The 13,767-nt window shown below is 48.9% G+C and carries 9 protein-coding genes; 3 read left to right on the forward strand and 6 right to left on the reverse strand.

The features are described from left to right. Positions 1 to 129 precede the first annotated feature (129 nt). The 5 genes from QZ310_RS07000 to cls form a co-directional block, all read right to left on the reverse strand. A complete protein-coding gene (locus tag QZ310_RS07000) occupies positions 130 to 1,593 on the reverse strand; it encodes a leucine-rich repeat protein (RefSeq protein WP_297071790.1) in 1,464 nt (487 codons plus the stop codon). Positions 1,594 to 1,627: 34 nt separating this feature from the next. Then, on the reverse strand, positions 1,628 to 3,127 hold the full coding sequence (locus QZ310_RS07005) for a leucine-rich repeat protein (protein WP_297071791.1): 1,500 nt from the start codon (positions 3,125 to 3,127) through the stop codon (positions 1,628 to 1,630). A gap of 160 nt (positions 3,128 to 3,287) precedes the next feature. Then, a complete protein-coding gene (locus QZ310_RS07010) occupies positions 3,288 to 3,668 on the reverse strand; it encodes a hypothetical protein (RefSeq protein WP_297071792.1) in 381 nt (126 codons plus the stop codon). Between the two features lie 237 nt (positions 3,669 to 3,905). Then, a complete protein-coding gene (locus QZ310_RS07015; RefSeq protein WP_297071793.1) occupies positions 3,906 to 5,444 on the reverse strand; it encodes a hypothetical protein in 1,539 nt (512 codons plus the stop codon). Positions 5,445 to 5,669: 225 nt separating this feature from the next. Next, positions 5,670 to 7,130: a cardiolipin synthase gene (cls, locus tag QZ310_RS07020; RefSeq protein ID WP_297071794.1), complete on the reverse strand. Its 1,461-nt coding sequence runs from the start codon at positions 7,128 to 7,130 to the stop codon at positions 5,670 to 5,672. A 291-nt stretch (positions 7,131 to 7,421) separates the two neighbouring features. Here cls and QZ310_RS07025 point away from each other — a divergent pair, with 291 nt between their 5' ends. From QZ310_RS07025 to QZ310_RS07035, 3 genes are all read left to right on the forward strand, one after another. Further along, the gene (locus QZ310_RS07025; RefSeq protein ID WP_297071795.1) at positions 7,422 to 9,362 is read left to right on the forward strand and encodes an NAD(+) synthase; all 1,941 of its coding nucleotides are present in this window, start codon (positions 7,422 to 7,424) and stop codon (positions 9,360 to 9,362) included. Between the two features lie 35 nt (positions 9,363 to 9,397). Continuing rightward, positions 9,398 to 10,567, forward strand: coding sequence for a dicarboxylate/amino acid:cation symporter (locus tag QZ310_RS07030; protein ID WP_297071796.1), 1,170 nt, complete (start codon positions 9,398 to 9,400; stop codon positions 10,565 to 10,567). A 359-nt stretch (positions 10,568 to 10,926) separates the two neighbouring features. Further along, complete coding sequence (locus QZ310_RS07035; protein WP_297071797.1) at positions 10,927 to 11,667, forward strand: DUF2807 domain-containing protein; 741 nt, start codon at positions 10,927 to 10,929, stop codon at positions 11,665 to 11,667. A gap of 156 nt (positions 11,668 to 11,823) precedes the next feature. Here the strand turns inward: QZ310_RS07035 and sulP are convergent, their stop codons facing one another. Then, entirely contained in the window at positions 11,824 to 13,524 is a 1,701-nt protein-coding gene (sulP, locus tag QZ310_RS07040) for a SulP family inorganic anion transporter (RefSeq protein WP_297071798.1), read from the reverse strand. Positions 13,525 to 13,767: the final 243 nt, after the last annotated feature.

The following is a 13,767-nucleotide window of genomic DNA, read 5'->3' on the forward strand; positions in this document are numbered from 1 at the left end:
TTTGCATTATTAGACATTTATAAATCCACTGACGTTAAGTACTATGTGTAAGCAGCGAAGGATGACCGTGAGGCCACCCTTCGTTTTTTATTGTCAAATCCCGGAGGGGCGCCTGACGCCCCCCGGGATTCAATATTTCCACCACTCCGGCTCATCCTCTGTCCACGGTTCCTTCCAGAATCCATCGGGAATAGGAAGGATGACAGGGACATCTCCCCATCCCGGAGCGGAGCGATAAGCCTCGACAGTTCCTGCGGGGACATAGAGCGAGTCAATCCGTGTGCTTCTTGCCGGTATCCACGCCGGAGGAGTATCCTGCTCCAGATACAGGTTCTTCACCTTAAGTCCATTCAAGGCATTTGAAGTGGCCTCCATACATACCGGAAACAACAATGACTCAATTACGCTCCCGTTTGTAAAGAATGCCCGGTCGCCAAGTTTCCTCATATCAGACAGCTTATGGATATAGATTTCACAAAGGTTTCTGCACCCGGCAAAGGCATTGTCGCCTATTTCATCCACCGTCAGCGGAATAAAAATCCGTTTCAACCCGACACATCCCTCAAACGCGCGCCTGCCTATATTCCTCAAATATTTTGGCAACCGGCATTCGACCAGCCTGTCAATGTCTCTGAACATACCATCCGGCATTATATCATCATAAAGAATCCGCATTCCCTCTACGAGCGTCAAAGGCGTGTAGTAATAGTACGGTGAAGGCGCACACCCCTTGAAGCTGGCTTTCGACAAGTCAATCGAGATGGAATCGGAACCCCTCTGGTGGAGAAAGTCAAAAATAGGCCCCATATCGTAATCATCCAAATCTCCACGGTATTCCAGATGTTTTATACGTCCGATATTTGCAGCATCCTCTCCGAGCAAAACGCTGAGTTTTCCGCTACAGCCCAAATTAACAACGACAACCGTATCGCCAAACTGCATCGGATCCTGAATCAATGGCAAATCGATAGACCCCTCGATGGGAGTCGGATTGTTGGCCGATATTCGCAAAGGCAATATGCGTCCGAAGCCGCCACTGTTGTCTTCAGCCTCAATCACAACTTCATAATTGCCATCCTCATCCTTTTCGCAGGAAACAACCTCCGCCCATTCAAAATTAGGCAGCGTCACACTTGGTTTACCCTTGGCCCACATTCTGAACGAGACCCTTCCACCGCTATTTTTCACTCTGAGCGGTTTCCGATCCACAATGAGACCTCCGTAGCAGTCCTGGGTCACCCTTATCTCCTTGATTTCACGCCCTGCAGTAATCGTGACCACTCCCGTACGGATCTTACTGCTGCGGTTCGGTTCGACCATGACGGCAAATTCTCCATACCCTGCCGACACTTTACTCTTGACCTCCATCCACTTCTCACCCGCATCAACCGACATCTCAGAAGAAACCATCGGTTGTATGCCACCCTTACAGGTAAAAGCCGTTGCCCATCCCCCTTCTTCCCAATCAAAATTGATTCCGGTCTCGCACACATCCTCCTGCCCCACTGCAAATCTTATCGAAGAAGAATCATCATCCTCCTTGCAGGAAGCAAACAACAACGCGACCAATACAAGCCAAAGACAATTTTTCATAATAGTTTCAGATATTTATTAGTTTTAACATGAGTTACATCTCATAAGTATCAGGATCCCATTCCACAATGTTTTTGGATGGATAACACTTCTGATATCTTTCCCTACAACCATAAGGGACATAAAGCGTCCTTACCTTATTCAATCCCGTCACCGGCGGCTCATCCCAACACACATAAAGATTCTGTACTATGCCCAAACTGCCGGATTCAAGGCTGCAAGTCTCAGGTAAATACATAGTGTCTATATTGGTCCACAAAAACGCTCCATCCGAAATTTCATTCAGACAGGAATTCTTTCCGATGGCCACTGTCTTTAGTCTATTACAACCGGAAAAAGCCCTTCCTTCGATAACGGAAAGCGCGTTTGGCACCTGCACTCTTGAAAGACACCGACACTCCTCGAATGCGCTCAGCCCGACACACTCGGTATTGCCCGGCAGAATAATTTCACCGAGAGCAGTAGAACCGTAAAATAGCCTTGGAGTCACTCGCTCATCCTGCCATCCCTCGGGCCTCACCTTTTCAAGCACTCCTGAAGAAGCCCCGAATTTAGCATAATAATTATCAACATATTTGATTGCAAGATGAGCAGCCCCTAAATCAAGCTTGACATTCCCCTCTGCAACATTTTCTTTATTCACGCACCATGCCAGCATGGCCATATCAAGCATATTAAGGATGCCTTCAATCTTAAGTGTGGATATTCTTCCGAAGTTTTCCCTGTCAAACCCAAGCATACCCCATAATTGTCCCATTCGGGTAGTTTTCACAACTACCTCATCATCGAATGGAGCTGGATCCTGCTGTATGGGCAACTTCTTCACCTCTTCCGAAATGGCCTCAAGCCTCAAACCTGCGATTCGTCCCAAACCCACATTTTTAGCCACACGGAGTTTAATCTCATAGCTGATTCCGTCATCAAGCTTTGAAAATGACTCCATTTCACACCACGGAGTCTCATCCTCACTGACAAGCGATGCCGAAAGCTCCACATCGGATTGACATTTTACGGTAAGTATACCCGAAAAATCGAAAGGAACAGTTCCACCACGCTTTTCATACAGATCGGCAACCGATTGTGTCACCAATATACCCTCTTCACCCCTCTGCACCACTTTCAGTCGTTTAGTTTGCTTATTGATGGTGACAATCACCTCTGCTTCACGCTTCACCACACTATTATTGGGCGAGATAATCAAATGAAGTATGGATGTTGTTGCAGTTACATGCGAAAAATATGCAGCCACAAATCGTTCCTTACATTCAGCAGGATAATCTACAACCACATTGAAATCACACTCCTCCACATGTCCAAACAAAAGCTCGGAATGAACCTTTTTAGGATGAAGATTGCCAAGATCCCGCTCTATAATCTTAGCGGAAGCCGCATCCCACCAAAAAGAATCCGGTTCATCAGAATGACACGAAATCATCAACAATGAAAACACCAAAATCAGGAACTTCGAATTTAACATATCACAACGTTTAATATATCCTACAAGATTATAGGCAGCATTTATAGAGAGATTCATGCAATCTTTCCATAAATACCATCCATATATACAACTTCTATAATGCGATAATATTATAATCCAATTTTGCCAATGCAAGCATAGAGTAAATTTCTTTTTTCATTTGTGGTATTATTGGTTTTTACAAGTTTATTTTCTTAATGGATAGTTCATGGAATGACTAAAACTGCAAGACTCCTTTGAACATACTTCCGGAATCTGTGATGCACACAATCTGTACTTCCCCATGCAGTTCAGGAATTTCAACCTCCGGGTTCACTTTGTTAACAAATCCGACCCATACAGGAAACATTTCATTCCCTAATATGATATTGACAGCATCCACATTCGGTGGAAATTTAAAGCTTAGATAGCCGCTTGAATACTCACACACGATGCTGTACTTTGCAGGGGATGATGGTCTTTTACTTGGTACATCCTGCTGCAATCTCACAACATTATCACAAGTCTTAACACCATTGTTTTCGGCTCCAGCTTTTATCTGATGCGGGCATAAAGCTACACCGAACATAAAAGAAATAGTCAAAATAATTTTATTCATGTTACTATTTAATTGGTTTTGAATCTTCGACAAATTTAGGACAAAACATTCATAACTACCAAATCGCCGAATATTTATTTTTCTGGTCTTCATCTTCGTAACTCGCTATTTATAAAGCAATTGCGTGGCCACCAAAAAGCTTTTTTTGGTGGCCACGCAATCCTGCATAGAATCAGCTGAAAATCAATTAATAGCTGTCACTATGCTTTATACAAATGACAAGAACTAAAGACTAAATTATTCAAAATATTTTAAATATTTTCTTTGCTTAAATTTGCTCAATCGTTTAATCCTATCCTTCATCCTTCGTTTTCTTTCGTAAATAACCTCTACTTTCTCTTCCTTAAGGAAAAACATAATCGTACTTGACGAAAATCCCAAAACCGAAAAAAGATAGACATTATAATCAACCTCTTTCAAAGAAGGGAATTCAGACCTTAAATCCCGCATCACATTATCGTAATACTGATTCACCAGTGATTCAAAATGTCCTACACCACTGGATTTGCTCATTATTTCAGTTCTGAAATCCTTCATTGCCTTATCAATCCGCCTGTAAATTAAAGCAGAATTATCCTGATCTCTATATGTTTTACAAAGCGTCTCAACTATCTCAATCCTTTTATCTAACAATAACCGCACAGTATTCTGAGCTTCGACACATTCTGTTTTTTTCATTGATAACACTTCTCTTAGATTTTTAGCCAACAGATAATTTTGACGCATCTTACCTTTGTAAATTCTATAATATCTTATTATAAAATAAAGTATTACAGATAAAATAATCATAAAACCTATGAATATTCCCACAGATAACATACGCGCATTTTTCAACTCCATAGCATTAGCATATTTAGACAAATCGTAATATTTTGCTAATGAAGTAGCCAATCCCAAATTTACTCGCCCCATAAATGAGGAGTTATCCTCAGCATTCATTTTTTCTAAATTTACAAATGCGGAATCAATCATTCCTGCTTTTTTATAAACTTCGTATCTCAACCAATAATCATATTTATTACTTTTTTCCATGTGTTTAAACAAGTCCATACCTTTTTTTGCCATACCTATCCTACTATATGCTACACCTAAATATATAGAGTCTTTTAAGGTCGCGTTTCCGGAAGCAAATATCACATTATAAGCCTCAATAGCCTTATCATTTTCATTTTCCGAGATATAAGACACAGCCATTGAGCGAATCGCCTCATTATAGAGGAATGTATCACCTGACACATGCGCGGAATCTGCAATTTCCTTCAACAATTGTTGACTTCGTTCAATTTCACGGTTGTTGCATAACGAAATTGCCAAATCTAACATTGCATAGTGGATATAGGCATATTTATCAGTCCGCTTGAGATTTTCAAGCTCAATTTCAGAATAGCGCACTGCATCAGCAGCGTTATATGTACTGCGATACACATCCGCAATTCCTCTTGCCGACATTCCCATCCAGAATTTATCGTCGATTTCAGTCGCGAGATCATGTGCCTTGAACATGGCCACAAGACTTTCCGGATAATCCTCAGTCTGATACTTCACCCGTCCATTGAAATAGTTTGCAAGCATGAACCGGCGTGTATCTGACGAGTGGCGCGAATAGAACTCAACCGCCTCGCTTATTATGGAATCAGTCTCGGCAAGCGGCTCGTGATTCTTGTCAAGAGCCTGCGTCAACAGCACCGCATAAAGCGCACGGTCCGAAGCGCGGTTCATATCCTTCACCTCAATACCACGAAGCACCGCGAGTGCCGAATCAGGACGCTCATCCATAAATCTCTCCACATCCGCAAGGGTCTCCCCAACTTCCGATGGGCCACACGACGACACACAGAAGAGCGCCATTACACCAAAAACTAACCGTGAAATCAAACTTTTAAATCTCATATTCACATTCCTAATCCTGAAAATCAAAACTCTTCTGAAACTTCTGCTCTTATGTCCGTCTGTATCGCCCTAAAAACTAAAAACTTACAACTAAAAACCCACAACTAAAAACTACAATATCGGACTGAGAAGCCTATAGACCGATTCCTGAACTCGGCGGGAACGCTCTCGGCGGTTCCAGTCGGCCAGTCTGAGGCGTGTCGATTCCGCCGCGTCTGCCTCGAACGAGCGGGCAAGCACACGGTTTGCCCCGGGAGCATACATCACCAAATTCTCCTCAAAATTATGCTCCAGACTGCGGAAATCGAAATTGGTGGAGCCGAGAGTCGAAAAATCATCGTCGACTATCAACACCTTCGCGTGGAGCATTCCCGCATCGTAAAGATAGACCTTGATTCCCGCAAGCAGACACTCCTCGACGTAGGAATGAGATGCAAAAGTCAGCACCCGCGAATCAGAGCGGCGCGGCATCATCACCCTCACGTCAACCCCCGCGAGTGCCGCACTCTCAAGCGCCTTCAGCAGTCCCTCGCTCGGGAGGAAATATGGAGTCTGCAACCATACGCGACGGCGCGCCGTTGAAATGGCCTTGTAGAAAAGTAAAGTCATGTTGCCCCAACGGTCATTCGGGCCGGAGGCAAGCACCTGAAGCGTGGCATCCTCGACATCCGGCGCTCCCCCACGAAAATCCGGAGCCTTCACAGGGTCGCAGAGGAGATCGTGGCCCATGAACTTCCAGTCGACAGCGAAGTGATACTGCAACGCTCCGACACATGGGCCGGTGATACGCACAGCCGAGTCGCGCCACTTTCCGCCGGGGGAGGAAGCTCCGAGATAACGCTCGGCCACGTTCATGCCTCCGATATAGCCCACGCGCCCGTCGATGACAACAACCTTGCGGTGGTTGCGCCAGTTGAGGCGGTTGACATGGGAGGGAAACGAGAGTTTGAAGAAGGAATGGACCTCCACACCGTTCTCCTTCATGCGCTGGAAGAAATCATGGCGGCGCGCATCGAAGGACCCGATGTAGTCATAAATCACCCTTACTTTCACCCCGGCACGGGCACGTTCGATGAGGATGTCGCGCAGACGGCGGCCAAGAGGGTCGGAAGCAATAATATAGAACTGCAGATTTATATACTCCCGTGCATGGCGCAGGTCGTCGAAAAGTTCCTCGAAGAATGATGCACCGTCGGAAAAGAAACGCAGGTCATTACCGGTGTAGAGATTAGCGCCACCGATACTGTAGGCCAACCGGATGCGCTGACGGTTCTCCGGCGACAGCGCGCCGTCGAGCTTCGGCAGAGGCTGCGTCCCCTCATGGCGCAGGAGCTTGCGGCGATTGCGCCGCGAAATCATCCTGACATTGCGGATGCTGCGACCAAAGACGAAATAGAGCACCACACCCCCCACCGGGAAAAGCAGCAACGCTGTCACCCACCCCAACGCCTTCAGCGGATTGCGGTTCTCGCTGATGACGATGGCAATGACGCAGAGGATCAGCACGGCATAGCCTACAGCGAGGCTCCACCACAGTCCGTTCCAGCCAAGATTTATGAAATCCGTGTGCATATCTGTTTCTCTACTAAGGCGTCAAAGGTCAGTCGCACAGTCCCGTCAAAGAACTGCATTACCGCAAAGTTAAACCATTCCACCAAAAATATCAACAGAGATGGGCAAAAATCGAGAAATTATTCATAAATTCGTGGTCCAACTCTCCCAAAACAGCAAACAACCCTCCTCCCAACCCAAAACTGACAACTCACAACTGACAACTGTCAACTAAAAACTCACAACTGACAACTCCAAACAACTGTCAACTCAAAACTGACAACTAAAAACTCAAAACTCACAACAGAGCCCATGCACTCCGGATTCCTACGCGTAGCCGCCGCCGCCCCCACCGTAAGGGTAGCCGACGTTGACTTCAACCTCTCTCAAATCAAAGCCAAACTCACCGAACTGGAAGCAAACGGCGTTGAAGTAGCCGTCTTCCCGGAAATGTGTCTGACCGCCTATACCTGTGCCGACCTCTTCCACAATTCCACATTGCTCGATGCCGCCGCAAAAGCACTCATCGAACTTCGCGACCTCTCGCGCACACTCTCGCTCCACTTCGCAGTCGGCCTCCCGGTCCGCCATGCCGGCGCGCTCTACAACTGTGCCGCCTTCATCCGCAACGGCCGTGTTGACCTCGTCGCCAAAACATACATTCCCAACTACAACGAATTCTACGAGCGCCGCTGGTGGCGCCCTCTGCAGGAAGGCGAAAGCCTCCGCGTCGACATCGCGGGCGAAAAATTCGAAATGTCAACCGGACGCATCTTCAGTTCCAACGGGGCAAAGATAGGTATCGAAATCTGCGAGGACCTATGGGTTCCGATCCCACCATCATCGCGTCTGGCAATGCAGGGCGCACAGGTCATCCTCAACCTCTCCGCCTCCGATGACCTCATCGGCAAATACGCCTATCTCCAATCGCTCCTGCGTCAGCAATCAGCCCGCTGCCTCTGCGCCTATGCCTACGCCGGAGCCGGGTGGGGAGAATCGTCCACCGACCTCACATTCGACGGCAAAGCAATCATAGCCGAAAACGGCACCATCCTCAAAGCCAACCGTCGCTGGGATCCTGCCGACAACACCTCCATTGTCGACATCGACATCGAAGCCCTCGACCGCGACCGCATCCATACCACCACCTTTGCCGACTGCGCGCAAGCCGAATGTCACGACCGATCCTGCGTCTGCGAAGCTGAAGAAACGACCCCGTGCACAACCACCGCACCGCGCACACTCATGCGCTACGTCGACCCTCATCCTTTCGTACCCTCATCCGATACCGAACGCCGCGAACGCTGCGAGGAAATCATCAACATCCAGGTCGCTGCCCTTGCCAAGCGCCTTGACGCAATCCACTGCTCCACCCTCACCGTCGGAATCTCCGGAGGACTCGACTCCACGCTTGCACTGCTCGTCGCAGCGCGCACATTCGATCGCCTCGGGCTCGACCGCAAGGGCATCATCGGAGTAACCATGCCCGGATTCGGCACCACCGACCGCACCCACACCAACGCCGTCGAACTCATGGAAGGCCTCGGTGTGTCGATGCGTGAAATCTCCATCGCAGCCGCCGTCACCCAACACTTCAAAGACATTGACCACGACCCCGCAATCCACGATGTCACCTACGAAAACTCTCAGGCTCGACAGCGTACACTCCTCCTCATGGACATAGCCAACCAGACCGGAGGCATAGTCCTCGGCACCGGCGACCTCTCGGAACTCGCCCTCGGATGGGCCACTTATAATGGTGACCACATGTCGATGTATGGAGTCAATGCAGGCGTACCGAAGACACTCGTAAAATACCTCGTCGGTTACTTTGCTGATGAAGCTCCCGCTGACTCAACCGTGCGCCGATGCCTCCTTGACATCATCGACACCCCAATCAGCCCCGAACTCATCCCGGCCGACAGCAACGGCAACATCAAGCAGAAAACCGAAGACCTCGTCGGCCCCTACGAACTCCACGACTTCTTCCTATACTACACTCTCCGTTTCGGCTTCACTCCCGAACGCATCTACCTCCTCGCCCGCCACGCCTTCACCGCTGAGGAATATCCCGACGAGACCATCCGCCATTGGCTCTCCACCTTCTTCCGCCGCTTCTTCTCACAGCAGTTCAAGCGCTCATGCCTCCCCGACGGCCCGAAGGTAGGCTCCGTCTGCCTCTCACCCCGAGGCGACTGGCGTATGCCCTCCGATGCGTCCTCTGCCCTCTGGAGAACATCAGCCGCCCTTTGAACAACCATTCCACTTCCACCCAATCAGCACCACCCATGAAAAGAATCGGACTCCTCCCCCGAATCCTCATAGCCATCGTCGTCGGCATAGCCATCGGCTATGTCGCCCCGATGTGGTTTGCCAGCACCATGGCCACGTTCAATGCCATCTTCTCCCAATTCCTCGGATTCATGATACCGATGATTATCGTCGGCTTCGTGGCCCCCGCCATTGCCGACATCGGAGGACGTGCAGGCAAACTCCTCCTCGTCACCGCCGCCATCGCCTATTTCGCAACCTTCATGGCCGGACTGCTCTCCTATTTCACAGGCTCACTGACCTTCCCCTCTCTCATCGGTGGAGAAGAGGGAATAGCGCTGGCCGAGGATTCGACCAAGGTACTCCCCTACTTCAACATTGAGATGCCACCGCTCATGACCGTCATGACGGCCCTCGTGCTTGCCTTCATGCTCGGTCTCGGAATGGCCTTTGTCAAGGGGACGGCCCTGCGCAGAGGCTTTGAGGAATTCCGCGACATCGTCTCCAAGACCATCGATGCTGCCATCCTCCCCCTCCTGCCCATCTATATCTTCGGCATCTTCCTCAACATGACCATGGAGGGTCAGGTCGGGATGATACTCAAATGCTTCATGAAGATTATCGTCATCATCTTCATCCTCCATGTCCTCATCCTTGTGATTCAATACTGCATCGCCGCCCTCTTCGCGCGGAAGAATCCGTTCAGTATGCTCCGCACCATGCTCCCGGCCTACTTCACGGCCCTTGGCACACAGTCGTCAGCAGCCACCATCCCCGTGACACTCCGACAGGCCATAAAGATGGGCGTCAGTGAAGACATCGCAGGCTTTGTCATCCCCCTCTGCGCGACCATCCACATGAGCGGAAGCACCCTCAAAATTGTAGCCTGCGCCCTTGCTCTGATGATTATGCACAACCAGCCCCATGACCTCTCCCTTTTCTGCCATTTCATCGGGATGCTCGGAATCACCATCATCGCAGCTCCCGGTATTCCCGGAGGAGCCATTATGGCCTCAATCGGCCTCCTGCAGTCCATCCTCGGTTTCGACGAACAGATGGTAGCCCTGATGATCGCACTCTACATCGCGATGGACAGCTTCGGTACAGCTTGCAACGTCACCGGCGACGGCGCCCTCGCTGCCATCATCGACCGCCTTTTCTCCAAAAAGAAAACCGCTCAGGTATAAACGGTCCTTAAAGGAACTGTATCGAACCGACACAAGAGATACAAAAGCACAAAAGAGCATAAGGGACAAAAGATTTTACAACAATGGATATGAAGGTAACTCTCAATCCTACAAAAATATATCTTTTGTTTCTTATGCACTTTTTTACTTCTGTATCGAGAAACGGAAATATTGAATTATGATACAACTCCTTTTGACCGAGCAAAAAAAATGGCTTGAACATGAGCCATTTACTGATAAATAAACAAATTTTCAGCATTAGAGTGTAACTATTCACATTCTTTCACGTCTTATATATGTAAATGCATCGAAACGGTGCCTCTACTTGAATTATTAATCTCCCAAATACCCTAAAGACGATGAAAAAATCAATCTTTACACTCTTTCTCCTCATCGCCGGGCTTGCAGCCTTCACTGCAGAAGCCGAGACCCGTGTGCTCAACATCAAGCAATCATTCTCTGCCCTCGACGCAAGCGCAGGTGTCAAGATCATCTATCAGCCCACATCCGGTGGTCAGCGCACGGTAAAAATCACAGGCGACACAAAACGCATCAATGAAGTGGATGTGCGCATCAGTGGAAAAACTCTCAAAATCTCCCCTAAAGCCAACAAAATGGGGAGCCGTTCCGGCAACCGCATCAAAGGCGTGGTGGTCACCGTCATCGCTCCAATGGTCGACGACATTGAAGCCTCATCCGGCGCATCGATCCGCTGCAACACCGCAATGAACACCGGCAGCAAAAAAATGGAAATAGATGTCTCCTCAGGTGCTGTCGTCAACTTCTCCGCCATCAGTTGCCGCAAGATTGAAGTGGACGCATCCTCCGGTTCAGTTGTCAATATCAAGAGTCTCAATGCCGACAAAGCCGAACTCGACGTATCATCCGGTGCCGCCATCTCTCTCTCAACCGCCACAACCAAGGACATTGACTGCGAAGCATCGTCCGGAGCCACAATCAAACTTGGAGGCGGAACTTCCGTCAAAGGCTCCTTCTCGGCATCGTCAGGAGGCGCAATCAAAGGCTCTACCTTCACTGTCCGCGACTCGCGCATCGACAAGTCAGTCGGAGGTTCAATCAGACTGAACACAAGGAACTGATTCCTGCTGATTTCCCTCTCCTTCCGCTCTCCTCAACATCAAGGACAAGCCAGACACAACGAAAGCCACGGCATATCTTTCACATTTGATATGCCGTGGCTTTCGTTTTTATCTATTGTCGTCCGAGTTCCGTCCCGGGACTACTTCCGGATTGCATCAAGCAGTGACGGTCGAAGCAGGAGCTACAGGAGCAATCTTATTGGCCATCTCGACAGCCTTGGTGATGTGTGAGCAGATATGATCCTCACCAATGAGCTTGTTGACACCGGCATGGACAAGCGCGGCGCGCACATTCTCCTTAACGCCAGAGAGCACTACATGGATTCCCTCTTCCTGCGAAGACTTGATGAGAGTCTCAAGGTTGTGGATACCGGTGGAATCAATGAAAGGCACCTTACGCATACGGATGATGCGGACAAGAGGCTTGCGACCGATAGTGTTTCGCATAAGCTCGTCAAACTTGGTAGCCACACCGAAGAAGAACGGGCCGTCGATTTCATACACTTCCACACCGGGATTCACATTCAGCACCTCATGATGTGCCATCTCCGAACCCTCGTCAATGTCAAGCTGACCGGAGTAAGCCTTGATTTCAGTGTTCTCCATCACACGGCGGAGGAAGAGGATAATGGCGAGAAGCAGACCCATCTCGATAGCGATGGTAAGGTCGAAAATGACGGTCAGGAGGAAGGTGACTGCAAGCACCGAAATGTCGCTCTTCGGGTTGTGGAAGATAGAACGGATGGTGCGCCAGCCACTCATGTTATAGCTCACCACGATCAACACCGCTGCAAGACATGCCATCGGGATAAGATTGATGAGGGGCATGAGGAAAAGGAAGATGAGGAAGAGAACAATCGCGTGGATGACACCTGCGACCGGAGTACGGCCACCGTTGGTAATATTTGTCATTGTACGTGCGATTGCGCCGGTCACTGGGATACCGCCGAAGAAAGGCACGATGATGTTTGCCATACCTTGACCGATAAGCTCGGTGTTGCTGTTTGTGCGTGTACCTGTCACACCGTCTGCCACAGTGGCGGAGAGAAGCGACTCGATGGCACCGAGAATGGCAATGGTGAATGCCGAGGGAAGAAGACGGTTGATAGTCGCCATGTTGAGTTCAAAACCGTGGGGCTGGGGAATGTCGGTCGACATCGAGCCGAATCGGTCACCGATGGTCTCGACATTCACACCGGGAATGAGCGAGACGGCAGCCGTGACGAGGATGATCGCAATAAGCGCACCCGGAAGTCGGCGCGACACCTTAGGAGTCACGATTATGATGGCGAGGGCAGCCACACCAACAGCAAGCGTGGTCCAGTCGATACTTCCGAAATTAGAGATATAGGCTCCCCACTTCGGGATGAATTCGCTCGGAACATTCTTAAGTCCGAGGCCGAAGAAATCGTTAATCTGAGTCGAGAAAATCGTCAGCGCGATACCGGCTGTGAAACCAACCACAATGGGATAAGGAATGAACTTGATGACGGTACCCAGACGGAAAAATCCGAGAGCCACAAGTATCAGACCGGCCATGAACGTGGCCACAGCAAGTCCTTCAAGACCGAAATTGGCAATGATATTGTAGACTATCACGATGAATGCACCGGTAGGGCCACCGATCTGCACCGTGCAACCACCTGCAGCCGAAACGATGAAACCGCCGATGATGGCTGTGATAAGACCTACCGTCGGGCTGACACCGCTGGCAATACCGAAGGCGATGGCAAGCGGAAGGGCGACAATGCCCACCACAATACCGGCCACAAGGTCATTTTTGAACTTGTCTGCTGAATAATCTCTCAGAGCCGAAACCAATTTCGGCTTGAAATCAATTGAACCGTAAAAATTCATTTGCGTTTACCTTATATGTATAACCTAATTCTTTATATGCACACCAATCCCCGCTTCATACGGGGCTTTTGCTTCAATTATCTAAAATCGGATACAATGTTTTTAAGCACTGTTTTTAAACAAGAATCACGACATTCTGAAAACAAAGTGCAAAATTACGCAAAAAATTCATAAAGTCCATCAAAATCCACATTCCATTATGGAAAATAAATGCGAAAAAGGAACAAATTAACACATCCGGAC

Origin of the sequence: uncultured Duncaniella sp. (assembly GCF_910577345.1) — a bacterium.
Classification (GTDB): domain Bacteria; phylum Bacteroidota; class Bacteroidia; order Bacteroidales; family Muribaculaceae; genus Duncaniella.

What these genes read in the sequence shown, in the direction of transcription:
- QZ310_RS07000 (WP_297071790.1), bottom strand. Translation starts at nt 1,593, where the DNA reads ATGAAAAATTGTCTTTGGCTTGTATTGGTCGCGTTGTTGTTTGCTTCC.
- QZ310_RS07005 (WP_297071791.1), bottom strand. Translation starts at nt 3,127, where the DNA reads ATGAATCTCTCTATAAATGCTGCCTATAATCTTGTAGGATATATTAAA.
- QZ310_RS07010 (WP_297071792.1), bottom strand. Translation starts at nt 3,668, where the DNA reads ATGAATAAAATTATTTTGACTATTTCTTTTATGTTCGGTGTAGCTTTA.
- QZ310_RS07015 (WP_297071793.1), bottom strand. Translation starts at nt 5,444, where the DNA reads ATGGATGAGCGTCCTGATTCGGCACTCGCGGTGCTTCGTGGTATTGAG.
- cls (WP_297071794.1), bottom strand. Translation starts at nt 7,130, where the DNA reads ATGCACACGGATTTCATAAATCTTGGCTGGAACGGACTGTGGTGGAGC.
- QZ310_RS07025 (WP_297071795.1), top strand. Translation starts at nt 7,422, where the DNA reads ATGCACTCCGGATTCCTACGCGTAGCCGCCGCCGCCCCCACCGTAAGG.
- QZ310_RS07030 (WP_297071796.1), top strand. Translation starts at nt 9,398, where the DNA reads ATGAAAAGAATCGGACTCCTCCCCCGAATCCTCATAGCCATCGTCGTC.
- QZ310_RS07035 (WP_297071797.1), top strand. Translation starts at nt 10,927, where the DNA reads ATGAAAAAATCAATCTTTACACTCTTTCTCCTCATCGCCGGGCTTGCA.
- sulP (WP_297071798.1), bottom strand. Translation starts at nt 13,524, where the DNA reads ATGAATTTTTACGGTTCAATTGATTTCAAGCCGAAATTGGTTTCGGCT.